Below are 26,167 nucleotides of genomic sequence, written 5' to 3' on the forward strand. Positions count from 1 at the left end.
CTATTATTGAGTGTAGAAAAGGCTTATTTATGCAAGTTTAGGGTATTTTGAAAATATACTTTTACTTTTTTTAGCTTCCTCTAAATCAAATGAGTTTATATACATTTCTTTGATTTCGCTTATAAGAGGATATCTTGGATTAGCTCCTGTGCATTGATCATCAAAAGCTTGCTCACACATATCATCAAGGTTTCTATAGAAATTTTCTTTTGATATTCCATATTCTTTTATGCTCATAGGAATATTTATTTTCTTTTTAAGTTCATTTATAGCTTTTATTAATAAATCTACTTTTTCATCCTCAGTATTTCCACCAAGGTTTAGATAATCAGCTATCCTTGCATACCTCATTTTTATATTAGGATATTTATATTGAGGGAATCCTGCTTGTTTTTTAGGATCATCTGCTGCATTAAATTTTATAACTTCATTTATTAGTAAGGCATTAGCTACTCCATGAGGAATATGGTGTTCTGCTCCTAGTTTGTGAGCCATTGAGTGACATACTCCTAAGAAACAGTTTGCAAAAGCCATTCCTGCCATAGTTGAAGCATGGGCCATTTTTTCTCTAGCTTTAATATTTGTTGTTCCTTCCTCGTAAGCAAGAGGTAGGTATTTAAATATAAGTCTTATAGATTCCATTGCTAACCCATTAGTATATTCAGAAGCTTGAATAGATGTGTAGGCTTCTAATCCATGGGTTAATGCATCTATTCCTGAAGCGCTGGTTAATCCTTTTGGCATATTCATCATCAATTCTGCATCTACTATAGCCATATCAGGTGTTAACTCATAATCTGCAAGTGGATATTTTATACCTGATTTTTCATCAGTAATAACTGCAAAAGGTGTAACCTCAGAGCCTGTACCAGCAGAGGTTGCTATAGCTACCATCATTGCCTTAGTACCTAATTTAGGGAATGGACATATTCTTTTTCTTATATCCATGAATCTCATAGCAACATCTTCGAATTGAATCTCAGGGTGTTCATATAAAACTCTCATTATTTTTGCTGCATCCATAGGAGATCCTCCCCCTAGGGCTATAATTACATCAGGATTATAGCTTAACATTTCATTTGCACCTTTAAGGGCAGTAGATAGAGTAGGATCAGGTTCAACTTCAGTAAATATTCTAAAGTCTACTCCTATTTCACTAAGAACATCTGTAACTCTATTTGTATATCCTAGATCATTTAATATTCTATCTGTTACTATAAAAGCTTTCTTTTTACCTAAGTCCTTTAGTTCTCTTATAGCAAATGGTAAAGAACCATATTTAAAATAGGTTTTTTGTGGTACTTTAAACCAAAGCATATTTTCTCTCCTCTCAGCTACGTTTTTTATATTTAATAAATGTTTTGGTCCAATGTTATCTGAAACTGAGTTTCCACCCCATGGACCACAGCCAAGTGTAAGTGAAGGTGTTAATCTAAAGTTAAACACATCCCCCATAGCTCCATGAGTAGCTGGAACATTTATTAAAGTTCTAACAGTTTTCATATTTAAAGTGAATTTATCTAATTTTTCTTTTTGTGTTAAGGTATCTATATAAAGGGTTGAGGTATGTCCTAAACCACCTTGTTCAATTAATCTTGAAGCTTTTTCTATAGCTTCATCAAAAGTTTTAACTCTATACATTGTTAGTACAGGAGATAACTTTTCATGGGCTAAAGGTTCAGAGAATTCTACAGATTGTGCCTCTGCAACTAAAACTCTTGTATTATCTGGCACGGTAATTCCAGCAAGTTCAGCTATTTTTAAAGCAGATTGTCCTACTATATCTGGATTTATATTACCTTTAACTAATAGTATCTTTTTTAGTTTTTCTGCTTCGAAGAATCTTAATACATAAGCTCCTCTTTCTTCAAATTCCTTCTTTACTTCATCATAAATTGAGTCTAAAACTAATACTGATTGCTCTGAAGCACATATTACGCCGTTGTCAAAGGATTTGGATAAAATTATTGAGCTTACTGCCATTTTTATATGAGCAGTTTCATCTATTATGGCAGGGGTGTTACCAGCACCTACACCTATGGCAGGTTTACCAGAAGAGTAAGCAGCCTTAACCATAGCAGGGCCACCAGTTGCTAAGATGATATCAGCTTCTTTCATAACAATTTGAGAAAGTTCGATACTAGGTTCATCTATCCATCCAATTATACCTTCTGGGGCTCCAGCTTCAACTGCTGCTTTTAAAACTATTTTTGCAGCTTCAATAGTAGCATTTTTTGCTCTCGGATGAGGAGAGAATATAATTCCGTTTCTTGTTTTTAAAGATATTAAAGCTTTAAATATAGCTGTTGATGTAGGATTAGTGGTAGGAATAATAGCAGCTACAACTCCTATAGGAGAAGCTATTCTTTTAAAACCAGCAGATTCATCATGTTCTAAAACACCACAAGTTTTCTCATCTTTATATTTATTGTAAATATACTCAGCTGCAAAATGATTCTTCATAACCTTATCTTCTAAAACACCCATACCACTTTCTTCTACAGCCATTTTAGCTAATTTAATTCTTGCATTATTTGCAGCTATGGCAGCGTTTCTGAATATTTTATCTACTTGTTCTTGGGTATATGAGGAAAATATCTTTTGAGCTTTTCTTATTTCTTCTAGTTTAACCATTAAATCTTCACTATTAGTAACTTTCATACAAATCCCTTCCTTTAATCCAAATTGTTAATTATTTAACATCTATGTTAATAATATAACAAGAATTGAATTAAATCAAGGTTATTTTCAGAAAATTTTAAATTTATAGTTTAATTAAAGTTTAGCTATATAAGCGAAGTAGTTGATGAAAATGTTTAAATAAGGTGGGAAATTTTATGAGAAAAATAGCAAATTCATAAATAATTGATATTAAAATTGATAATTATTTAACATAAAGTAGATAAGAAAAAAAGTGAGATTTCTCTCACTTTTTCCTAATCTATGACGGTTATATTTTGTCTGCTATAAAGATTTTTGATTTCAGAACTAATAGAGTCAGTTATTAAATAACTCAAATCCTGAGGTGGGCAAACAACTTGATTTGAAACTGTTCCTAGTTTATCTGAAGTAACAAGTGCTATTATTTCAGAGGAAATTGACACCATTTTTCTTTTGGTCAAACATTCAGAAAGGGTAGGGCAACTTACCCCTATTTGAGAGTCTATATTGTATATACCCATAATATAGATATCAACTCTCATGGTAGATAACGCCTCAACCGTATCTATTCCAACGTTTATCATTGATTTTTTGTTCAATGTGCCACCAAGCATAATAACTTCTATTTGTTTGTGATTAGCTAAAGCTACAGCTATCGGTGGACTGTTGGTTATCACTGTTGCTTTTAGATTGATAGGTAGCTGTTTGGTTAAACATAAATTTGTAGTTCCACCATCAATCAATAAAACTTGATCATCCTTTATAAAGGGTAAAGCTTTTTGGGCTAAACTCATCTTTATATCACTGAAGACTTTTTCTCTAATAGAAAAATCCTCAAGTGGAGGACCTAGTCTAAGAGCACCACTATGAACTCTTCTAATTAATCCTTTATTATCAAGATCTTTTAAATCTCTTCTTATGGTATCTTCCGAAACAGATAATCTATGACTTAAATCACTTGCAATAACCTTTTGCTCAGAGTTTATAATTTTTAAAATTTCCTGTTGACGTTCTTCTTTTAACATAATCACCGTTCCAATCTGCTGAATAGATATACTATAAAGAATATGATAACATATATTTTACAATTATTAAATAAAATATAAACAATTAAATATAAGAAAAAAAACGCAAATAAAAGTAAAAAATATGCGTTAATATACTTTACTTAGCGTGAAAAATAGATTAGAATATAAATGAAGAAGCACAAAACCGCTATAACGGGCAAAAGTAAGAAAATAGCTTCAACAATTGTTGCATGTATTCAGTACATCAGCATTCTTAAAAGAAATCGTATAAAATTTATAAAATCTTTGGCAACAACATGCCAATAAAAAATAAGATTTAAGATAAGATTTAAGGAGGAAAAAAAGTTGAATACAGAAAAACTAAAAGATATAGCAAAAGCTATAAGAGTAGACATCATTGAAATGTTAACAGCATCAAAATCAGGACATCCAGGTGGATCATTATCTATCGCAGATATATTAACAGTATTATATTTCGAGGAAATGAACATAAAGGTAGAAGATCCTAGATGGGAAGACAGAGATAGATTTGTTTTATCAAAAGGACATGCAGCACCAGGATTATATGCAGCTTTAGCAGAAAGAGGATATTTCTCAAAAGAAGAACTTAAATCTTTAAGAAAATTTGAATCAATACTTCAAGGACACCCAGACATGAAGAAAACTCCAGGAGTAGATATGTCAACAGGATCACTTGGACAAGGATTATCAGCAGCTAATGGAATAGCTTTAGCAGGAAAATTAAACAAAAAAGACTATAGAGTATATACAATAATCGGAGACGGAGAACTTCAAGAAGGACAAATCTGGGAAGCTGCAATGAGTACATCTCATTACAAATTAGATAATGTAGTAGCTTTCATAGATCATAATGGACTTCAAATAGATGGATCAAACGAAGAAGTTATGAACGTAAATCCAGTAGATGCGAAGTTTGAAGCTTTCGGATGGAATGTTTTAGTTATAGATGGACATAATTTAGAAGAAATAAAAGAAGCTTTAGTTAAAGCAAAAGAAGTTAAAGGAAAACCAACAGCAATAATAGCTAAGACAGTTAAAGGAAAAGGCGTTTCCTTCATGGAAAATAAAGCTTCATGGCATGGAACTGCACCAAATGAAGAACAAAAAGTACAAGCTTTAAGTGAGTTACAAGGAGGAGAAAAATAATGAATATAGCAACTAGAGAAGCTTACGGAGAAGCATTAAAAGAATTAGCATCAAATGAGAACGTAGTAGTATTAGATGCAGACCTTGCAAAAGCAACTAAGAGTGGAGAATTCAAGAATGTTGCACCAGATAGATTCTTTGATATGGGAATAGCAGAAGGTGACATGATTGGAACAGCAGCAGGATTAGCTACATGTGGAAAAATACCATTTGCAACTACTTTTGCTATGTTTGCAGCAGGAAGAGCATTTGAGCAAATCAGAAACTCAGTAGCTTATCCAAAATTAAATGTTAAAATAGCTGTAACTCATGCGGGTATAACAGTAGGAGAAGATGGTGGAAGTCATCAAGCTATAGAAGATATATCTTTAATGAGAAGTATACCAAATATGGTAGTAATAAATCCAGCTGATGCGGTAGAAGCTAAAAAAGCAGTATTTGCGGCAGTAGATTATTATGGACCAGTTTATATAAGATTCGGAAGAGCAGCTACACCTGTAATCCATGATGAAAACTATGAATTCAAAATAGGAAAAGGTGAAGTTTTAAGAGAAGGAAAAGACGTACTTATAGTAGCAACAGGAATAATGGTAGCTAAAGCTTTAGAAGCAGCAGAAACATTAAGCAAAGAAAACATAGAAGCAACTGTTGTAAATATACCAACTATAAAACCATTAGATAATGAACTTATAGTAAACCTAGCTAAAACTATAGGTAAAGTAGTTACAGCTGAAGAACACAGCATAATAGGTGGATTAGGTTCAGCAGTAGCAGAAGTATTAGCTGAAGAAGCTCCAGCTAAACTTAAGAGAATAGGAGTTAAAGACGTATTTGGTCAATCAGGAACTCCAGATGTTCTATTAGCACATTATGGATTAACTGCAAAAGATATAGTTGAAGCAGCTAAATCACTTTAATAGTTATTACTAAGGGGGGAAATAACCATGAGCACAAGTTTATATAATGTAGTAGATGATAATACAAAACTTACATTAAAAAAGCTGAAAAATGGTACGGATATAAGGGGAATAGCTATAGAAACTGAAGAGTACAAAGAAACCCTAAGCCCCGAAATTGTGAAATTACTTGGAGTTGGTTTTGCAAAGTTTTTAAAAAATAAGTCAAATAATAAAGATAATATAAAAGTGGCATTAGGTATGGACTCGAGATTATCAGGTCCTAGTTTAAAATCAGCTTTGACTGAGTCTCTAACTAAAGTTGGAGTAAATGTAGATGATTGTGGAATTACTACCACACCATCTATGTTTATGACTACGGTTTTAGAAGAGTATAAATGTGATGGATCAATAATGATAACAGCTAGCCACCTTCCATATTATTATAATGGTCTTAAATTTTTCACTCCACTTGGAGGATGTGAGAAAGAAGATATTGATGAAATAATAAATTTGGCTTTAGAAGATAATGAAGATTATATAGTGGTATCACAAGGAACTGTTTCAGAAATAGATTTAGTAAAAGACTATTCTAAATTACTAGTTGATAAAGTAAGAATTGCTGTAGGAACTGAAAAACCATTGGCAGGAAGCAAAATAATAGTGGATGCAGGAAATGGAGCAGGTGGATTCTTTGCAGATAAGGTATTAAAGGAACTTGGGGCAGACATTGAAGGTAGTCAGTTTTTAGACCCAGATGGAACTTTCCCTAACCATATACCTAACCCAGAAAACAAAGAAGCTATGGAATCTATAAAAAATGCAGTACTTAATTCAAAAGCAGATTTAGGAATAATATTTGACACCGATGTAGATAGATCAGCAATAGTTGCTAAAACAGGAGAAGAGATAAATAAAAATGCTCTTATAGCATTAATATCTTCTATAGTTTTAAAAGAAAATGAGGGGGCAACTATAGTTACAGATTCTATTACCTCAACAGGATTAGCAGAGTTTATAACTAACTTAGGTGGAGTTCATCATAGATTTAAAAGAGGATATAAAAATGTCATAAACGAAGCTAAAAGGCTTAATGAAGAAGGCATAGTATCTCCTTTAGCAATAGAAACTTCAGGGCATGCAGCTTTAAAGGAAAACTATTTTCTAGATGATGGAGCTTACCTTATAGTAAAAATCCTTATAGAAATGTCCAAATTGAAAAAAGAGGGCAAGGATATAGATTCCCTAATAAAAGACTTAAAGCATCCTTTAGAAACTGAAGAAAAAAGGATAAAAATTAAGTGTGAAGATTTTAGACCTTACGGACAGTCTGTTATAGAAGATTTAAAAGAAAGTGTTTCTACTATAGAAGGCTGGAGTATTGAACCTAAAAACTATGAAGGAATAAAAATAAATTGTCTAAAAGAACAAGGCTGGTTCCTACTTAGATTATCTCTTCATGAGCCTTTACTTGCTTTAAATATAGAAAGTGACTTAACTGGCGGAGCAAAAGATATTTATAGTAAGTTAGCTAAGCTTTTGGAGAAATACAAGGAATTAGCATTATAAAGAAATACACAAATAAGGTTAGAGAGTAAAATCTCTGACCTTATTTTTTTGCCTCAAAATTGAGAACTTTCTCATTTAAATAAATCTAACTTTAGTATAAAATTTTAAGAAAATGTATACAGAAAACGTAAGTCTATTTTTGAAAATGTATACAGTTTAATTTCTTTTGGCTTAGAAAGGAGGGTTAGGAGATAAATTACAATTAGAAATATGTTTGGCACAGCACTTGCTAAATATATAAACGTAGGAGGATTTAGTATGAATTTAAAAGACAAGTTTATAAACCTAATAAAAAATGAAAACAAAAAAGATCCTTATACTGATGCTAAGCTTGCAAAGATGTTAGCTACATCAAGAGAAAATATCACCGCATTAAGAAAAGAACTTAATATAGGAAACTCTCGAGAAAGAAGAAAACCTTATCTTGAAAATAAAGTAGAAGAAATTCTAAAGAAGGATCCTAAGATAAATGTAAGTAAAATAACTAGGAAACTTTTAGAAGATGGTTTTGATATATCGAGGCATGTAGTTGAAGAGTTATTGCAAGAAAACGGTGAAAATATTGAAAAGATAATTGATGGAGATGAATACTCAGATCCTTTTGAACTTTTGATAGGTTATAACGGAAGTTTAAAAAAATGTATTTATCAAGCTAAGTCAGCAATACTATATCCACCTTTTGGACTTCCTACATTAATTACAGGTGAGAGTGGTGTTGGTAAAACACAATTTGCAGAGAGTATGTACAAGTTTGCTAAGAATTACAGAGAAGGTTCAGAAGACATGCCTTTTATAATATTCAACTGTGCAGACTATGGGGACAATCCTCAATTATTATTATCCTTATTATATGGATACAAAAAAGGAGCTTTTACAGGAGCGGATTCAGATAGTGAGGGATTAGTAGAACAAGCAAATAACGGGATACTTTTTTTAGATGAAATTCATAGACTTCCCCCGAAAGGACAAGAAATACTTTTCTCAATATTAGATAGGGGTACATTTAGAAGGCTTGGGGAGACAGGTGTTGAAAGAAAAGTAAATATTATGTTCATAGGTGCTACTACCGAAAACATAGAATCTCAGCTTCTTCTAACATTTAGAAGAAGAATACCTATGATAATTTCTATACCTTCATTAAAAGAAAGATTTTTTGTAGAGAAAATTAATCTAATATATCAGTTTTTTCAAGAAGAGTGCGACAGAATCAATTACAAGATTTATATAGAGGCAAGAGTAATTGAAATATTGACACTAAAAAAGTTTAACGGAAATATAGGCCAGTTGAAAAGCATAATAAAGGTTATTTGCGCCAGAGCATTTATGAAACACATAAATAGAAGTGAGGACATAATCAATATAGGCTATGATGAAGTTTTAGAATCAAACATAGTTGATAATGGTCTTATGCTAGAAGATGTAAATGTAATGGAAGTTAGAAAGTACAGCAAGGATATGATACTCATTCCCTTGTCTGGAAATAAGATAGAGGTTTTAAAAAATAGTAAAAATGATGATGTGTTTTTAGAAGATTTTTATTCTCAAATTGAAAAGAAATACCATGAACTATTAAATCTAGATATGGAAGCAGAAGAGTGTGAAGAGATACTTTGGACCTTTATAGTAAATAAGTTTAAAGATCTAGAATTTGATGGGGATAAGGATAAATTAGTTACCTTAAATGATTTAGTAAATCTCATTGATGGCGATATAGTTAACTTAGTTAAAGAGCTAAGAGGGAGTTTGATTAAAAATATTGACTCATCTAATGAAAACGTATTTCTTTATTTAGCTATACATCTTGAAGAAGCTGTTAAAAGGATAATGCTTAAACAGCAGATAATTAACATTAACTTAGCTAAGATAAAGGACGAACTCTTTGAAGAATATAGATCAGCATTATGTTTTGCAGAAAAATTAGAAAAGAAGAAAAACATAAAAATACCAGAAGATGAAGTTGGATTCATTGCTATGTATATAAAGGCAGCTACTGAAAAGAAACCAAATGAAAGTAGAGTAGGGGTAATAGTTCTTTCCCATGGACAGATTGCTACAGAGATAGTGAAGGTAACAAAACAACTATTAAATGTTAAATTTCCAGTAGCAATAGATATGCCCTTAAGCGAAAATCCATCTGTAATTTATGAAAAGGCACTAGCAGTTTCTAAAATAGTTGATGAAGGAAAAGGAATAATATTTTTAGTTGATATGGGTTCATTAGTTAAGGTTGGAGGGATGATTTCAGACAAGCTTGGAATAAAAACTAGGACAATAGACAGAGTAGATTTACTAAGTGTTATAGAAGCCGCTAGAAAGGCATCTTTACACGATAGTGATTTAGATGAAATTTATTTCAGTCTAACTAGATCTAGAGTAAGTTATCCTAACTTAGTTGTAGAGGAAACCTCAAAACCTAAAGCAATAGTTACACTTTGTTTAACTGGTGAAGGAACAGCTTCATTTATAAAAGAATCTTACTTGAAAAATTATCCCAATCTCAATATATTTCAACTAGGTGTTATGGATGAAAAGCTAAGAGAAAAAATCAAAGAAATTGGAATGAATTATAAGATTATAGCAATAGTAGGAACCATAAATCCAGAGATTGAAGGAATAAACTTTATACCTTATGATCCACTATTAATAAATAACGGATCAAGAGAACTGGAATTTATATTAAATAAAAGCAAGCTTAATAGTAGCTCAATATATGATGATGATTTAATTCTATTTGAACCAGACATCAAAAACTCTAAGGAGTTAATTGAAATAATGTGCTCCTTACTTATAAATAAAGGATATGTAAATAAAGGTTTTATGAATTCTGTACTAAAAAGAGAAGAAATAGTTCCAACCTTCTTTAAAGGGGGAGTAGCTATGCCTCATGGAGATACGTCAGAAGTAAAAAGATCTTCTATGGTTTTCGTAAAACTCAAAAGACCTATAAGCTGGGGATTTGGTAATGTTCAAATAGTATGTCTACCAACCCTTAGAGTTAATGATAAAAGTCTTGTAAAAAGTATGCTAAAGCCATTCTTAAAACAAGAGTTTATAGAAGAATTAAAGGCTACTAAAAGCATTAAAGAGTTTAAAGATAAAATTTACTATATATTAAATTAATTAAAGGAGTGAAAATATCATGTTAGATTTAGATTTAATCGAACTAAAATTAAAAGCAAAGTCGTCACAAGAGGTCATAGAAAAGTTAGGAAATCTTATGTTGTCAAAAGGATATGTACTAGATAGTTATGTAGATGCAGTTCTTACTAGGGAGGAAACACTTCCTACTGGGTTACCTATAGATGGGTTTAGCGTAGCTATACCACATACAGATTCAGGTCACGTAAATGAGTCAACAATAGCAATTGCTACATTAGAGGAACCGGTAGAGTTTAATATGATGATTGACCCTACACAAAAAACAAAAGTGCAATTAGTATTTTTACTTGCAGTAAAAAATCCTAATGCACAGGTTCAGTTACTAAAAACATTAATGTCAGTTTTCCAAAATAAAGAATTGCTGATGAATCTTCAAAAAGCTTCATCAAAAGAAGAAGTAAATGAGCTATTACGCTGCTTGGCAGTCTAATATAAAAATAATATGAAAAGGGGTAGAATGTAAAATGAAAAAATTCAGTGTTTTATCAGTATGTGGATCAGGAACAGTTACTTCATCAATGATAGCTGAAAAGCTAAAAGATGAACTTGAAGAAAGAGGTATATATATTACAACTAAGGAAGCTAGACCAACAGAAGCTTATAATTTAGTATCGGGAGGAGGTTTTGATTTTATAACTCATACAAGTCCACTTCCAGAAGCAGATTATGGTATTCCTACTATTAATGCTGTAGGATTCTTAACTGGATTTGGAGAAGAAGAATTCCTTGATGAAGTTATGGCTGTTATTGAAAAATTAAGTAAAAAGTAGAATAAAGGGGAGGAGTCAAGATGTTTTTTCAAACACTAAAACAAATTTTTGATACATTTGGAGCACCAATATTTGTTCCTATAATGATTTTTGTTATAGCAAAAATCTTAAAAGTAAAAACTAAAAAAGCTTTCTTTTCAGCTTTATATGCAGGGGTAGGACTTGAAGGGTTCACGTTATTATTAAATTCATTTACACCAATCATATCACCAATTGTTCAAAAGATGGTAGATACTACAGGAATTCAATTACCTGCATTCGATGTAGGTTGGCAAGCAACAGCTTTAGTTGCATTCTCAACTGAACCAGGAATGATATTTTTAGCAGTAGGTTTAATAGTACAGACTCTATTATTCGTTCTTAAAGTTACAAATGTATTCCAACCTTCAGATCTTTGGAATAATTACTCTTATATAGTATGGGGTTCAATGGTATTTGTAGTTACTAAAAACATGTTCTTAGCGTTAGCTTGTATGATTTTATTAAACATGTACAGCTTATTAATTGCAGAGCTTATGGCAAAAAGATGGTCAAGTTATTATCAATATCCAAACTGTACAATAATAGCTATGCATAATATAGAGGCAGCAGTATTTACAGCAGCTTTTGATCCAATACTTAATGCAATAGGATTTAATAAAATAAAGTTAAATCCACAAATACTACAAAAGAAACTAGGTTTCTTCGGAGAACCAATTTCTTTAGGACTATTATTAGGTATGTTTATAGGTGCACTAGGAAACTTAACATCACTTAACACTTTAGCAGCTTGGGGAGAAATAACTAAAATGGGTATTGCAACAAGTGCAATCATGGCTATATTCCCTAAGATAGCAGGACTTTTTGCTCAAGCATTCCTTCCAATAACTGAAGCTGCTAGAAAGAGTCTTAAAAAAGGATCTAACTCTACACGTGAATTCTACCTAGGTGTTAATGATGCTACAGGATATGGTGAACCAGCTACATTAATCAGCGGAGTTATATTAATTCCAATCATGGTAGTAGTAGCAATGGTTTTACCAGGAAACAAGGTATTACCAGTTGTAGATTTACTAGCATTGCCTTACATGGTACAAGGTATAGTTGCATTAACAAATGGTAACATGGCTAAAACAATAGTTAACGGAATCATTTGGTTTGGACTTGGACTATTAATGTGTACTTACACAGCACCATTATTTACTGAAATAGCTACAGGGGTAGGAATCGCACTACCTGCAGGAGCGTTAATGATAACAAGCTTTAACATTTTAGGAAAACCACTTATGGGATTAGTATTCTTTGCATTCTTAAGTCAAAATCCTATATTTATTGGTTTAGCAGTAGCTGTATACGTAGTATTACTAATACTATTCAGAAAGAACAAAGATGTAATCTATGATTACTTAGAAAGACAAGCTGCAAAAAATAACCCAGAACCAATAGCTGAAGCAGTTTAATATTTAAAATAGAAATGTGGTGATGGCTTAGTAAAGTCTCACTACATTTTTATTTTGGAAATTATACACCGTCATGCTTTAGAATCTCCTATGATTTTCATGAAACTCATTTATTGTAATATTACTTTTAAAGAATGAAAAACTGCATACTTAATTATTTAATTATCACCGTACTTATGGTAGTACGGTGATAATTAAGTAATTAGATAATTAAGTAATTAAATTCCCTCTGCTATTCCATATAGAGATGTAGAGCTGTATACCAATAAATAATTGTATAGAGGTAACATCAGTTACAGAAATGAGCTATACAAAGTGATACACTTTAATTAATCACTTATAGAAATTAATGGTAATCAAGAGTGAATAATTATTTTAAGGAGGAGCTTTTTATGAAAGGATTTGTTGATAAGGATGCTTGCATAGGTTGCGGATTATGCGCAGCTGTATGTCCAGAAGTATTTGAAATGGACGATGAAGGAAAAGCGCAAGCAGTAGAAAATGAACTTGAAGATAACTTAGTTGAAAGTGCAAAAGAAGCTGAAGAACAATGTCCAGTAAGTGCCATAACAGTAGAGTAATTAATTTAAAGCTTAGATACTAATTTAAAACTTATAAAAGTAGACTACATTCTATTTAAATTACATTGATGAGAAGTCATGTGATTAATGGAGATGTAGTCTTTTTTTGTTCCTTTAAGGTACGCTCCTACAGATTATAGATGCCCAAAAAGCATAAACATTTTATGAAAAAGGATAATTTTTAAGGAAATGTAATGGAGATGGAAGTTTTACTGTAAAAATCTGCTTTTACATATGGTATAAATTTATATTTTTGGTTGGCATGGGACTTGCTCTTTATTAATTACAAAAGGTGAACTTTTTAAATAAAGGTATCCTATTAGGAGCCTTCTGAAAGGAGTAATAGTTCAATGGAAGGAAAAATGAAAGCAGCAGTTATACATGCATTAAAAGATGTGAGATGTGAGATGGTAGACATTCCACAGATTGGATCAGATGATGTTTTAGTTAAAGTTAAATATGCAGGAATATGTGGCTCAGATTTACCAAGAGCAATGGTTAGTGGGGCAAGAAAGTATCCATTAATATTAGGACATGAATTTTGCGGTGAGATAGAGGAAGTTGGAGCAAATGTTGCAGGTTTTGAGAAAGGTGATAGAGTTGCTATAGCACCACTTATACCTTGTGGAGAATGTGAATATTGCAGAGCAGGAAATTATGGTTTATGCGATCATTACAATATTATAGGAACTGGAAGTAACGGAGCTTTTGCTGAATATACTAAGGTTCCAAAGGAACATGTACTTAAGATTCCTGATAGTTTAGATTTTGAAACAGCGGCAGGAATAGAACCAGCTACAATAGGTTATCATGGATTAGCTAAAGCAGAAATAACACCAGGAGATACAGTTGTAGTAATGGGATGTGGTCCAATAGGTCAATTCACTATTCAATGGGCTAAGATTTTTGGAGCTTCAAAAATTATAGCAGTTGATATATTTGATGAAAAATTACAACTTGCAAAAGAATTAGGTGCAGATATAACAGTTAATTCAAAGGATTGTGATGCAGTTAAAGTAATTAGGGAATTAACTAATGGTGGAGCTGATGTAGTTGCAGAAACAGCAGGAAGTAAATTCACACAAGAGCAAGCAATACTAATAGCTAAAAAAAGAGGAAGAGTAGTTTATCTTGGAATATCTCACTCTGAATTACATCTAAAAGAAGAGTCTATAGAAAGTGTATTAAGAGGAGAAATTAAGATACAAGGTTCTTGGAATTCATATACATCACCATATCCAGGAAGGGCTTGGTATGCAACTATAGATTTCATGTCAAAAGGTGAAATAAAGTTTAAGCCAATGATATCTCACAAAATAAAGGTTGAAGAAGTTGGTAAATATTTAGAAGATATGGCTGGAAGAAAAATTTACTTCAATAAAGTTCTAGTAGAATTTTAGATGTTTAAAATACTAAAGCATATAGTAAAGGAGAAATAGAGATGGGAATAAAAATATCACCTTCAATATTAGGAGCAAACTTTTGTAATTTAGAGAAGGATATACACAGTTTAGAAAGTCATGGAATAAAATCACTTCATATTGATGTTATGGACGGTAACTTTGTACCTAATATAGCTTTTGGACCAGATCAAATTAAGATGCTTAGGAGCATAAGCAAAGATTTAGAATTTGATGTTCACATGATGGTAAAAAATCCAGATATGTTTATTGAGGCTTTAGTGGAAGCCGGGGCAGATAATATAACAGTTCATGCAGAAACTTGCCCTCATCTCTATAAGACTATTTATACTATAAAAAGCTTTGGCATAAAAGCAGGTGTATCTTTAAATCCTGCTACATCAATAGAGGCAATAAAACATGTGAAGGAAATGCTAAACAAGGTTTTAGTTATGACAGTAGAGCCTGGTTTTGGAGGACAAACCTTTATACCGTTTATGGGACATAAAATAAAGGAATTACATGAGCTTAAAATGGCTAAAGGTTTAGATTTTGATATACAAGTAGATGGTGGAATAAATATAAACAATATTTCAAAGGTTATGGAACTTGGAGCTAATGATATAGTTATAGGCTCAGCAATGTTTGAAGGTGGAGATATTTCTAAAACCTTAGCTGAATTTAATAAAGTAGTTTCAAAATTCTACTAATGATTTTGTAGAGTGTGATTTTTTGTGGTAAATGAGTTAGAAACGGATTAGATGTAAGAGCAATATTTATAAGTGTTTATGGGGTGAGAGTATGATAGCAATAGGTTGTGATCATGGTGGATATCAACTTAAAGAAGCAATAAAGAAGTATCTAGATAAAAATAATATTGAATATAAAGACTTTGGAAGCTATTCAAGTGAGAGTGTAGATTATCCTAAGGTAGCTTTTGAAGTAGCAACAGAAGTAGCTCTTAAACATTTTGAAAAAGGTATATTATGCTGTGGTACAGGGGTAGGCGTTTCAATTGCAGCCAATAAAGTCCCTGGAATAAGAGCAGCTTTAGTAAGTGATAAATTCACAGCAAAGGCAACGAGAGAACATAATGATTCCAATGTTTTATGTTTAGGTGGAAGAGTTATAGGAGAAGAGCTTGCGTTTATGATAGTTGACATATGGTTAAATACAGAGTTTATAGGAAAACATCATACAAGAAGATTAGAACAAATTAAGGATTATGAAGCATATTAAACTAAAATTAGAGAGGAGAAATTTAAAATGTTAGAACAATTAAAAGAGAAGGTATTAAAAGCAAATTTAGATTTACCGGGATATGGACTTGTTAAGTTTACTTGGGGAAATGTTAGCGCAATAGATAGGGAGACAGGCTTAGTTGTAATAAAACCAAGTGGTGTTGAATATGATAATATGACAGCCGAGGATTTAGTAGTAGTAGATTTAGATGGAAACATAGTTGAAGGAAAATTAAGACCATCTTCAGATACACCGACTCATTTAGTGTTATATAAGAAGTTTAAGGATATTGGTGGAATCGTTCATACACATTCTCCTTGGGCTACAATATGGGCACAAGCAACTAAAAGTGTACCAGCATTTGGGACAACTCATGCAGATCACTTTTATGGAACAATCCCATGTACAAGAGCTTTAAATGAACAAGAAATAAAGGGTCAATATGAAGAAGAAACTGGTAATGTAATAGTTGAAACTTTTAAAGATATAGATCCAAGTCAAATGCCAGGGGTACTAGTATATAGTCATGGACCATTTACTTGGGGAAAAGATGCTGATGAAGCAGTTCATAATGCAGTTATATTAGAAGAAGTTTGTAAAATGGCTTATGATACTTTAAACTTAAATACTCATCTGGCATCTATAGATAGTAACTTATTAGATAAACATTTCTTAAGAAAACATGGTGCAAACTCATATTACGGACAAACTAAGTAATTCAATAATTAATAGCATAACTTGTTTCAAGACTTGTTATGCTATTAATTTTATTAGGGGGAGAAAATATGTTGGATAATTTAAAGAGGGAACTGCTACAAGTAGCTAAAGATGCTGAAAAATCAGGACTTTGCAGGCATAAGTCAGGAAACTTCAGTATAAGAGACAGAAAGAGTAATTTAGTGGTTGTAACTCCAGCAGGAGTTGACAGAAATGAACTTATTCATGAACAGATTTGTGTAGTAGATATGGAGGCAAATGTAATAGAAAGATTAGGGGATATGAAACCTACAAGCGAACTTTTGATGCATCTACAGATATATAAGACAAGACCCGATATTAATGTAATAGTTCATACTCATTCAAAATTTGCTACTTCATTTGCAGTGCTTAAAAAGCCTATACCAGCAATAGTTTATGAGTGTTCGGCGCTAGGATTAAAAGAAGGGATAATTCCAGTAGCTGATTATGGAACTCCAGGAACAACAGCACTTTCTAATAGCGTAATAGAACCAATACAAAAAGCTGATGTAGTACTTTTAGAAAGTCATGGAGTAGTAGCCGTTGATAGAAATAGTAAAGACGCATTACTTAAGGCTAACTACGTTGAAGAATTAGCGGAGATTTATTATAGAGCTCTTATGATGAATGGTGGAAAAGAGCCTAACGCTATAAGTTTAGATGAAATACAAAAATGGAGATATCCTTCTGAAATAAAGTTTTAGGACTAACGGGAGTTTTATAAAGAGAATAATATAAGTTTAAAAGCCATCTTTTCGTGAAAGGTGGCTTTTATTATCTATAAATCTTCAGTATATTCTTTTAATACTTTTCCTATAGAATCATGTATAACTAAATCAGCTTTAGAGTCAGCAGAGGTAGTGCTTTTATTTATTAATATTAGATTTTTTCCTTTAAAATAATTAATTAGTCCAGCAGCTGGATAAACAACTAATGAAGTGCCACCAATAATTAAAGTATCAGCATGAGCTATTGCATTAACAGCTCCATTTATAACATTCTCATCCAAACCTTCTTCATATAAAACAACATCTGGTTTTACAGTTCCTTCACATTCTGTACAAGTGGGGATTTTAGAAGCTTTTAATATAAATTCTATTGGATAAAATTTATGACATTTAGTGCAGTAGTTTCTGTGAACAGATCCGTGTAGTTCAAAAATAGTCTTAGAACCAGCAGCTTGATGAAGCCCATCTATATTTTGAGTAATAACTGCTTTTAGTTTACCTAGTTTTTCAAGTTTAGCTAGTGCTAAGTGAGCATCATTAGGTTTAGCTTCTTCATAAATGAGTTTATCTTTATAAAATTTATAAAAATCCTCAGTATATCTCATAAAGTATGTATGAGAAACTAGTTGTTCAGGAGTAAAAGTTTTATTTAATTTCTCATTGAATAGGCCACTAGCGCTTCTAAAATCAGGTATTCCAGATTCTGTTGATACGCCAGCACCCCCAAAGAATACAATATTATTTGAGTTGATAAGTATTTCTTTTAATTTATCTATGCTCATAGAATCTCCTTACATTTAAAGTAAATATAAGTACATTATATCACTTCTATATAAAAAGTACCGAGAACTATTATTCTCGGTACTCACAAAATTTATAAGGATATCCTTACTTTTGTTATTCTTTTTTCCTTAACTTCCTCTATATTAAAAGTTATATTTTCGTAAGTAAGATTATATGTCTCTCCATCTTTAGGTATAGAGCCTAATAGATTTATTAAGAATCCACCTAAAGTGTCTGTATAACCATCTTCTAGTTCCATATGAAGAGAATCTGCTAAATCATCTAAAGATAATAAACCATTTGCTACATAGGTCTTATTATCTAATTTTTCTATATGAGGTTCTTCGTGATCATCTTCATCATTTATATTACCCATAACTTCTTCAATAAGATCTTCTATAGTAAGTATTCCTGAGAAACCGCCATATTCATCTATTAATATAGCCATAGTTTTCTTATTGGACTGAAGTTCTCTAAATAATATATCTATATTTTTAGTTTCTGGTACAAAATAAGGTTGATGAAGAATTTCTCTAATATTAACATTCTCAAAACCAACTTTACGAGCTTGTACTATAAAATCTTTCATATAAAGAATACCTATAATATTATCTATATCATCTTCATAGACAGGTATTCGAGAAAATCTTTCTTCTAATAATTCATCAATAGCTTCTGCTATAGGGGTATCTATATTAAGTAGGTATACATCGGTTCTAGGTGTCATAATTTCTTTTGATATAGTATCATCAAACTCGAATATACTCTCTATCATATCTTTTTCGGTTTCATTTATTACTCCATGTTCTTGTCCAACTTCTATTAAAGAACGTATTTCTTCTTTAGATACTTTCTCTTCTAAATCATCATCATTAAGCTTTGTTATTCTAAGCAATAAATTTGTTGATCCAGAAAGTAGTTTTACATATGGTAAGGCAATTTTAGAAATAAAAATTATAGGTTTAATTGAAAACATTGCTATAGCTTCTGCTTTCTTTAAGGCGATACGTTTAGGAAATAACTCTCCAAATACAAGAGTTACATAAGAAAGTAAGATAGTAACAACAATTTGAGCTATATTACTACTATAAGGAACACTTAGGCTATCTAATAGGTTAGCTAATTGTCCTGATACTCCAGTAGCTGCAGATGCACTAGCAAAAAATCCAGCTAAGGTAATACCAACTTGTATAGTAGATAGAAAATTACTAGGTTCGTTCATAAGATCTTCTAGTAATTTAGCTTTTTTGTTGCCTTCTTCGGCAAGGTGTCTGATTTTATTCTTATTAATTGAGACTATTGCCATTTCTGCTGATGCAAAAAAAGCATTAATTAAAGTTAGGATAACTATCAAAACCAATTGAGTCGTGACGCTACCCTCAGGGACTGATTCCATTAAAATTCCTCCTTGTTATTAAACAAAATATGTTATGAAATATATAATACCATATTTAATGATTATTTTAAAGCCTTAATAAGATTGAAAATTGGAATTATAATAGATATTCCTAAAACTAAAGGCTACAGGCCCTAGTGTATCAATATAAGAAATACTTAGTAAAACAATGAATTATTTAGAAATATAGAAATAATATGATAAATATGATAGATTTGTAGAAAAAGGTCGAAATATATGTGTTAAGATATTACTTGTCGCTGCGGTACAGTAGCGAAAAACAAAAAACAAAAAATGGTCTTTGAAAATTAAACAGAGGAAACTTAAGAAGTTTTGAATAAAACTTACACAACGAAAGTTGTGAGTAAGTAATTGTAACAAGTGTAAAACTTGAAGCAAATACTTAAAGTCAACGTAATTCTTAGAGTAAGATTAAACTAAAATTTGTGCACATTAGTGTGACACTTAAATTGAGAGTTTGATCCTGGCTCAGGACGAACGCTGGCGGCGTGCTTAACACATGCAAGTCGAGCGAGGAAATTGCTTCGGTAATTTCCTAGCGGCGGACGGGTGAGTAACACGTGGGCAACCTGCCTGATAGAGGGGGATAGCCTCCCGAAAGGGAGATTAATACCGCATAAAGTCAAATGAAGGCATCTTCAAATGACCAAAGGAGTAATCCGCTATCAGATGGGCCCGCGGCGCATTAGCTAGTTGGTGAGGTAACGGCTCACCAAGGCGACGATGCGTAGCCGACCTGAGAGGGTGATCGGCCACATTGGGACTGAGACACGGCCCAGACTCCTACGGGAGGCAGCAGTGGGGAATATTGCACAATGGGGGAAACCCTGATGCAGCAACGCCGCGTGAGTGATGAAGGCCTTCGGGTTGTAAAGCTCTGTCTTCAGGGACGATAATGACGGTACCTGAGGAGGAAGCCACGGCTAACTACGTGCCAGCAGCCGCGGTAATACGTAGGTGGCAAGCGTTGTCCGGATTTACTGGGCGTAAAGGGAGCGTAGGCGGATACTTAAGTGGGATGTGAAATACCTGGGCTTAACTTGGGTGCTGCATTCCAAACTGGGTGTCTAGAGTGTTGGAGAGGAAAGTGGAATTCCTAGTGTAGCGGTGAAATGCGTAGAGATTAGGAAGAACACCAGTGGCGAAGGCGACTTTCTGGACAATAACTGACGCTGAGGCTCGAAAGCGTGGGGAGCAAACAGGATTAGATACCCTGGTAGTCCACGCCGTAAACGATGGGTACTAGGTGTAGGGGGTATCGACTCCCCCTGTGCCGCCGTTAACACAATAAGTACCCCGCCTGGGGAGTACGGTCGCAAGATTAAAACTCAAAGGAATTGACGGGGGCCCGCACAAGCAGCGGAGCATGTGGTTTAATTCGAAGCAACGCGAAGAACCTTACCTAGACTTGACATCTCCTGAATTACTCTTAATCGAGGAAGTTCTCCCTTCGGGGAGGACAGGAAGACAGGTGGTGCATGGTTGTCGTCAGCTCGTGTCGTGAGATGTTGGGTTAAGTCCCGCAACGAGCGCAACCCTTATTGTTAGTTGCTACCATTTAGTTGAGCACTCTAGCAAGACTGCCGTGGTTAACGCGGAGGAAGGTGGGGATGACGTCAAATCATCATGCCCCTTATGTCTAGGGCTACACACGTGCTACAATGGCGAGTACAAAGAGACGCAAAGCCGCGAGGTGGAGCAAAACTTATAAAACTCGTCTCAGTTCGGATTGCAGGCTGAAACTCGCCTGCATGAAGCTGGAGTTGCTAGTAATCGCGAATCAGAATGTCGCGGTGAATACGTTCCCGGGCCTTGTACACACCGCCCGTCACACCATGAGAGTTGGCAATACCCGAAGTCCGTAGCCTAACCTTTTAGGAGGGCGCGGCCGAAGGTAGGGTCAGCGATTGGGGTGAAGTCGTAACAAGGTAGCCGTAGGAGAACCTGCGGCTGGATCACCTCCTTTCTATGGAGAAATTACTTAAAACTACAACTTAGTAGAATTTAAGTATAAAATTCAGTCAATATAATTGACAAAGATTTACGTTTTCCTCTGTTTAATTTTGAACGACCATAAGTTGTTCAATGTTCTTTGAAAATTGCACATAAGTAAGTAAAGTAATATATAATAAAGCCAGTTGGCAATTAATTAATCAAATTCTTTTATAGAATGACATAGGTCAAGATATAAAGGGCGTATGGTGAATGCCTTGGCATCGGGAGCCGAAGAAGGACGCGATAAGCTGCGAAAAGCTCTGGGTAGGCGCAAATAGCCTGTGATCCAGAGATGTCCGAATGAGGAAACTCACATGGGAAACCCCATGTATCCATAAGTGAATACATAGCTTATGGAGGGTAAACTCAGGGAACTGAAACATCTAAGTACCTGAAGGAAGAGAAAGAAAAATCGATTTCCTAAGTAGCGGCGAGCGAAAGGGAAAGAGCCCAAACCAGAAATTTATTTCTGGGGTTGCGGACAGAACATAAAAGCTAAATTACGTTAATCGAAGAGAACTGGAAAGTTCCACCGCATAAGGTAATAGTCCTGTAGATGAAAACGCGAAATAGTAAGTTCTGATCCAGAGTACCACGAGACACGTGAAACCTTGTGGGAAGCAGGGAGGACCACCTCCCAAGGCTAAATACTACCCGATGACCGATAGTGAAGAAGTACCGTGAGGGAAAGGTGAAAAGAACCCCGGGAGGGGAGTGAAATAGAACCTGAAACCGTATGCCCACAACCGGTCATAGCACTTTATATGTGTGATGACGTGCTTTTTGTAGAACGAGCCAACGAGTCACGATATGTAGCGAGGTTAAGTACTTAAGGTACGGAGCCGAAGGGAAACCGAGTCTTAATAGGGCACAAAGTTGCATGTCGTGGACCCGAAACCGGGTGACCTATCCATGGCCAGGTTGAAGCGAGAGTAAAATCTCGTGGAGGACCGAACCACGTTGGTGTTGAAAAACCATGGGATGAGCTGTGGATAGCGGAGAAATTCCAATCGAACTCGGAGATAGCTGGTTCTCCTCGAAATAGCTTTAGGGCTAGCGTCGAATATGAGTAATGGAGGTAGAGCACTGAATGGGCTAGGGGGCATATCGCTTACCGAACCTTATCAAACTCCGAATGCCATATACTATTAGTTCGGCAGTCAGACTGCGAATGATAAGATCCGTAGTCAAAAGGGAAACAGCCCAGATCGTCAGCTAAGGTCCCAAAGTGTAAGTTAAGTGGAAAAGGATGTGGGATTTCGAAGACAACTAGGATGTTGGCTTAGAAGCAGCCACTCATTAAAAGAGTGCGTAATAGCTCACTAGTCGAGAGATCCTGCGCCGAAGATGTTCGGGGCTCAAACTTACCACCGAAGCTACGGGCTTACAGTAATGTAAGCGGTAGAGGAGCGTCGTAAACGGGCAGAAGTCGTACCGAAAGGAGCGGTGGACTGTTTACGAGTGAGAATGTTGGCATTAGTAGCGAGATGTGAGTGAGAATCTCACAGGCCGAAAACCTAAGGTTTCCTCAGGAAGGCTCGTCCGCTGAGGGTTAGTCGGGACCTAAGCCGAGGCCGAAAGGCGTAGGTGATGGACAATAGGTTGATATTCCTATACCACTACCATCGTTATTACCGATGGCGTGACGCAGGAGGATAGTGTGTGCTAGCTATTGGATGCTAGTCTAAGCACTTAGGGAGTTAAGACAGGAAAATCCGTTTTAACAATTCTGAGGTGTGATGGGGAAGTCCATTTATGGATGAAGTACATGATTCCACGCTGCCAAGAAAAGCGTCTAGGGAGAAAAGTAGTGCCCGTACCGCAAACCGACACAGGTAGGTGAGGAGAGAATCCTAAGGCCGGCGGAAGAATTGCAGTTAAGGAACTCGGCAAATTGACCCCGTAACTTCGGGAGAAGGGGTGCCTACGAGAGTAGGTCGCAGAGAATAGGCCCAAGCAACTGTTTAGCAAAAACACAGGTCTCTGCTAAAGCGAAAGCTGATGTATAGGGGCTGACGCCTGCCCGGTGCTGGAAGGTTAAGGGGAACACTTAGCGCAAGCGAAGGTGTGAACTTAAGCCCCAGTAAACGGCGGCCGTAACTATAACGGTCCTAAGGTAGCGAAATTCCTTGTCGGGTAAGTTCCGACCCGCACGAATGGCGTAATGATTTGGGCACTGTCTCAACTGCAAATCCGGCGAAGTTGTAGTGCAAGTGAAGATGCTTGCTACCCGCGATTGGACGGAAAGACCCCGTAGAGCTTTACTGTAGTTTAGCATTGAGTTTCGGTATTGTCTGTACAGGATAGGTGGGAGACTGGGAAACTAGGGCGTCAGCTTTAGTGGAGTCAACCTTGGGATACCACCCTGATAGTACTGGAATTCTAACTGGACACCATGAAACTGGTGACAGGACATTGTTAGATGGGCAGTTTGACTGGGGCGGTCGCCTCCGAAAAAGTAACGGAGGCGCTCAAAGGTTCCCTCAGAAGGGTCGGAAATCCTTCGAAGAGTGCAAAGGCAGAAGGGAGCCTGACTGCGACACCTACAAGTGGAGCAGGGACGAAAGTCGGACTTAGTGATCCGGTGGTACCTCGTGGGAGGGCCATCGCTCAACGGATAAAAGCTACCTCGGGGATAACAGGCTGATCTCCCCCAAGAGTCCACATCGACGGGGAGGTTTGGCACCTCGATGTCGGCTCGTCGCATCCTGGGGCTGAAGTAGGTCCCAAGGGTTGGGCTGTTCGCCCATTAAAGCGGCACGCGAGCTGGGTTCAGAACGTCGTGAGACAGTTCGGTCCCTATCCGTCGCGGGCGTAGGAAATTTGAGAGGAGCTGTCCTTAGTACGAGAGGACCGGGATGGACTGACCTCTGGTGTACCAGTTGTTCCGCCAGGAGCATAGCTGGGTAGCTAAGTCGGGAAGGGATAAACGCTGAAGGCATCTAAGCGTGAAGCCCACCTCAAGATAAGATTTCCCATAGAGTAATCTAGTAAGATCCCTTGAAGAACACAAGGTTGATAGGTGAGGGGTGTAAGTGTGGTAACATATTTAGCTGACTCATACTAATAGATCGAGGGCTTGACCAATAAGTTAACTGGAATATATATTATTAAATGAACTTACGTGCAATTTTGAAAGAACAAAATTCTTTCATAATATATTTGGTGATAATGGCATAAAGGTAACACCCCTTCCCATTCCGAACAGGATCGTTAAGCTTTATTACGCCGATGGTACTGCATGGGAGACTGTGTGGGAGAGTAGGAAGTCGCCAAATAATTTATTTACAGGAAACTATTACAATGCAAGTTGTAGTAGTTTCTTTTTTGTTTGAAATATTTATATGTCAAAATCAGATAAAATCTTTTATTTCCCGAGAAATATTTTAATTTTTTTCTGTATAAAAAACTTTTAATAAATCAATAATTATAATATATTGACAAAATTTATTGATAACCATATAATATTTAAGTAAAGTATTTTATGGCTCGATAGCTCAGTCGGTAGAGCAGAGGACTGAAAATCCTCGTGTCGCTGGTTCGATTCCTGCTCGAGCCACCATAAGCCTAGTATTAACTAGGCTTATATTTTTCTCTTGAGTTAACGGTAAAAACTCTATCAAAACTCCGATAATTAACATTAATTAGTTGATGTTTACAAGTTGGATAAAATCACAGTGAAAGCTGTGATTTTTTGTTTCTGTTTTTTTAAATATATTAACTGGATGTAAATAAAAATTTAAGTATATTTAATATTACCTTAAGTAGAATGTAAGAAAATCTTAATATATTGAGGATATAATAATCAATAATAAGATTTTAATAAAAGGGTTGGTGAGGTTTATGAAGGAGGTTTTTAACAAGATTTCTTTAACTGAAGAAGAAAATGAGTACTTAGCAAAAGGAATTGCATTAGGTGCGGGTTTAGGTGTATTGATTGGTGTGGTTGTAGACAATGTTATGTTTGGATTTTCTTTAGGTGGAGTTTTAGGAGTATTAGGATCTCTGGCCTTCTCTTCATATAGAAAATATAAGAATAAGAATATAAAATCAGTAATTAAAAAACTGTAGGAATTAATATTCCTACAGTTTTTTTAAGTTTTCTATAACATCATTAATATGATCTTTTACTTTAACTTTTCTAAATTCTTTTCTTAGAATACCTTTTTCATCAATTAAAAAAGTACTTCTTTCTATACCAATGGTTTTTCTTCCATACATATTTTTCTCTTTTAATACATCATATAGAGCACAAACTTCTTTATCTTCATCACTTAATAATAAAAATGGTAATCCGAATTTTGTAATAAATTTATCATGAGAGGCTAAACTATCTTTACTTATACCAATTACAACAGCATTTTCGTTAGTTATAGTAGGTATACTATCTCTAAAGTCACAGGCTTGTGTAGAGCATCCTGGAGTGTTGTCTTTTGGGTAGAAATAAAGAACAACCTTTTTCCCAAGATAATCACTTAGTTTATGAGTTTCTCCATCTGATCCTTTTAATATGAAGTCAGGTGCTAGATTTCCAATTTCTATTTTTGACATAATTATTACCTCCTAAGTATATAAAATTATTATATAATAATTA

Annotated in this window: 19 protein-coding genes, 1 tRNA gene and 3 rRNA genes; 18 read left to right on the forward strand and 5 right to left on the reverse strand. The window is 34.6% G+C overall.

The features are described from left to right. Positions 1 to 27: 27 nt before the first annotated feature. Both adhE and P8F83_RS20400 read right to left on the reverse strand, forming a co-directional pair. On the reverse strand, positions 28 to 2,661 hold the full coding sequence (gene adhE / locus P8F83_RS20395) for a bifunctional acetaldehyde-CoA/alcohol dehydrogenase (protein ID WP_326512452.1): 2,634 nt from the start codon (positions 2,659 to 2,661) through the stop codon (positions 28 to 30). Positions 2,662 to 2,936: 275 nt separating this feature from the next. Continuing rightward, the gene (locus P8F83_RS20400; protein ID WP_034856372.1) at positions 2,937 to 3,686 is read right to left on the reverse strand and encodes a DeoR/GlpR family DNA-binding transcription regulator; all 750 of its coding nucleotides are present in this window, start codon (positions 3,684 to 3,686) and stop codon (positions 2,937 to 2,939) included. A gap of 348 nt (positions 3,687 to 4,034) precedes the next feature. On the opposite strand from P8F83_RS20400, the gene P8F83_RS20405 reads away from it, so the two are divergent. The 13 genes from P8F83_RS20405 (at position 4,035) to P8F83_RS20465 (ending at position 17,354) form a co-directional block, all read left to right on the forward strand. Next, complete coding sequence (locus tag P8F83_RS20405; RefSeq protein WP_326512453.1) at positions 4,035 to 4,856, forward strand: transketolase; 822 nt, start codon at positions 4,035 to 4,037, stop codon at positions 4,854 to 4,856. Further along, entirely contained in the window at positions 4,856 to 5,773 is a 918-nt protein-coding gene (locus tag P8F83_RS20410; RefSeq protein WP_238906802.1) for a transketolase family protein, read from the forward strand. Before P8F83_RS20405 ends, P8F83_RS20410 begins: the two co-directional genes overlap by 1 nt. Before the next feature lie 27 nt (positions 5,774 to 5,800). Continuing rightward, positions 5,801 to 7,321: a phosphohexomutase domain-containing protein gene (locus P8F83_RS20415; RefSeq protein WP_326512454.1), complete on the forward strand. Its 1,521-nt coding sequence runs from the start codon at positions 5,801 to 5,803 to the stop codon at positions 7,319 to 7,321. 210 nt (positions 7,322 to 7,531) lie between these two features. Next, complete coding sequence (locus tag P8F83_RS20420) at positions 7,532 to 10,441, forward strand: sigma 54-interacting transcriptional regulator (RefSeq protein WP_326512455.1); 2,910 nt, start codon at positions 7,532 to 7,534, stop codon at positions 10,439 to 10,441. A gap of 19 nt (positions 10,442 to 10,460) precedes the next feature. Further along, complete coding sequence (locus P8F83_RS20425) at positions 10,461 to 10,910, forward strand: PTS sugar transporter subunit IIA (RefSeq protein WP_181602184.1); 450 nt, start codon at positions 10,461 to 10,463, stop codon at positions 10,908 to 10,910. A 34-nt stretch (positions 10,911 to 10,944) separates the two neighbouring features. Then, positions 10,945 to 11,250, forward strand: a complete 306-nt coding sequence (locus tag P8F83_RS20430; RefSeq protein ID WP_021803685.1) for a PTS sugar transporter subunit IIB — start codon at positions 10,945 to 10,947, stop codon at positions 11,248 to 11,250. A 20-nt stretch (positions 11,251 to 11,270) separates the two neighbouring features. After that, positions 11,271 to 12,689, forward strand: a complete 1,419-nt coding sequence (locus tag P8F83_RS20435; protein WP_326512456.1) for a PTS galactitol transporter subunit IIC — start codon at positions 11,271 to 11,273, stop codon at positions 12,687 to 12,689. Between the two features lie 392 nt (positions 12,690 to 13,081). Further along, positions 13,082 to 13,270, forward strand: coding sequence for a ferredoxin (locus P8F83_RS20440; RefSeq protein ID WP_181602186.1), 189 nt, complete (start codon positions 13,082 to 13,084; stop codon positions 13,268 to 13,270). Positions 13,271 to 13,620: 350 nt separating this feature from the next. Continuing rightward, positions 13,621 to 14,670, forward strand: coding sequence for a galactitol-1-phosphate 5-dehydrogenase (locus P8F83_RS20445; RefSeq protein WP_326512457.1), 1,050 nt, complete (start codon positions 13,621 to 13,623; stop codon positions 14,668 to 14,670). A gap of 41 nt (positions 14,671 to 14,711) precedes the next feature. Then, positions 14,712 to 15,380, forward strand: coding sequence for a ribulose-phosphate 3-epimerase (rpe, locus tag P8F83_RS20450; protein WP_326512458.1), 669 nt, complete (start codon positions 14,712 to 14,714; stop codon positions 15,378 to 15,380). A gap of 91 nt (positions 15,381 to 15,471) precedes the next feature. Next, positions 15,472 to 15,909: a ribose 5-phosphate isomerase B gene (gene rpiB / locus P8F83_RS20455; protein ID WP_326512459.1), complete on the forward strand. Its 438-nt coding sequence runs from the start codon at positions 15,472 to 15,474 to the stop codon at positions 15,907 to 15,909. A gap of 27 nt (positions 15,910 to 15,936) precedes the next feature. After that, complete coding sequence (gene araD, locus P8F83_RS20460; RefSeq protein ID WP_073022240.1) at positions 15,937 to 16,629, forward strand: L-ribulose-5-phosphate 4-epimerase; 693 nt, start codon at positions 15,937 to 15,939, stop codon at positions 16,627 to 16,629. A gap of 68 nt (positions 16,630 to 16,697) precedes the next feature. Then, entirely contained in the window at positions 16,698 to 17,354 is a 657-nt protein-coding gene (locus P8F83_RS20465; protein ID WP_326512460.1) for a class II aldolase/adducin family protein, read from the forward strand. Between the two features lie 74 nt (positions 17,355 to 17,428). Here P8F83_RS20465 and P8F83_RS20470 read toward each other — a convergent pair whose 3' ends face one another. Together P8F83_RS20470 and P8F83_RS20475 are read right to left on the reverse strand one after the other, a co-directional pair. Next, a complete protein-coding gene (locus tag P8F83_RS20470; RefSeq protein ID WP_326512461.1) occupies positions 17,429 to 18,160 on the reverse strand; it encodes an NAD-dependent protein deacylase in 732 nt (243 codons plus the stop codon). Positions 18,161 to 18,252: 92 nt separating this feature from the next. Then, the gene (locus P8F83_RS20475; protein WP_326512462.1) at positions 18,253 to 19,557 is read right to left on the reverse strand and encodes a hemolysin family protein; all 1,305 of its coding nucleotides are present in this window, start codon (positions 19,555 to 19,557) and stop codon (positions 18,253 to 18,255) included. A gap of 466 nt (positions 19,558 to 20,023) precedes the next feature. Between P8F83_RS20475 and P8F83_RS20480 the strand changes: the two genes are divergently transcribed. From P8F83_RS20480 to P8F83_RS20500, 5 genes are all read left to right on the forward strand, one after another. Further along, positions 20,024 to 21,544: ribosomal RNA gene (locus P8F83_RS20480) — 16S ribosomal RNA — on the forward strand. A 212-nt stretch (positions 21,545 to 21,756) separates the two neighbouring features. Then, a 23S ribosomal RNA gene (locus tag P8F83_RS20485) occupies positions 21,757 to 24,660 on the forward strand. 74 nt (positions 24,661 to 24,734) lie between these two features. Further along, positions 24,735 to 24,851, forward strand: a 5S ribosomal RNA gene (gene rrf, locus P8F83_RS20490). Together the 16S, 23S and 5S rRNA genes with 1 tRNA gene alongside form the textbook arrangement of a ribosomal RNA operon. 208 nt (positions 24,852 to 25,059) lie before the next feature. Next, a tRNA-Phe gene (locus P8F83_RS20495) sits at positions 25,060 to 25,135 on the forward strand. A 281-nt stretch (positions 25,136 to 25,416) separates the two neighbouring features. Further along, the gene (locus P8F83_RS20500) at positions 25,417 to 25,644 is read left to right on the forward strand and encodes a hypothetical protein (RefSeq protein WP_315115896.1); all 228 of its coding nucleotides are present in this window, start codon (positions 25,417 to 25,419) and stop codon (positions 25,642 to 25,644) included. A 12-nt stretch (positions 25,645 to 25,656) separates the two neighbouring features. Here the strand turns inward: P8F83_RS20500 and bcp are convergent, their stop codons facing one another. Beyond that, positions 25,657 to 26,124 carry a thioredoxin-dependent thiol peroxidase gene (gene bcp / locus P8F83_RS20505; RefSeq protein ID WP_326512463.1) on the reverse strand — a complete coding sequence of 156 codons (468 nt, stop codon included), beginning with the start codon at positions 26,122 to 26,124 and terminating at the stop codon, positions 25,657 to 25,659. Positions 26,125 to 26,167: the final 43 nt, after the last annotated feature.

It is taken from the genome of Clostridium intestinale, assembly GCF_035905475.1.
GTDB lineage: Bacteria > Bacillota > Clostridia > Clostridiales > Clostridiaceae > Clostridium_T > Clostridium_T intestinale.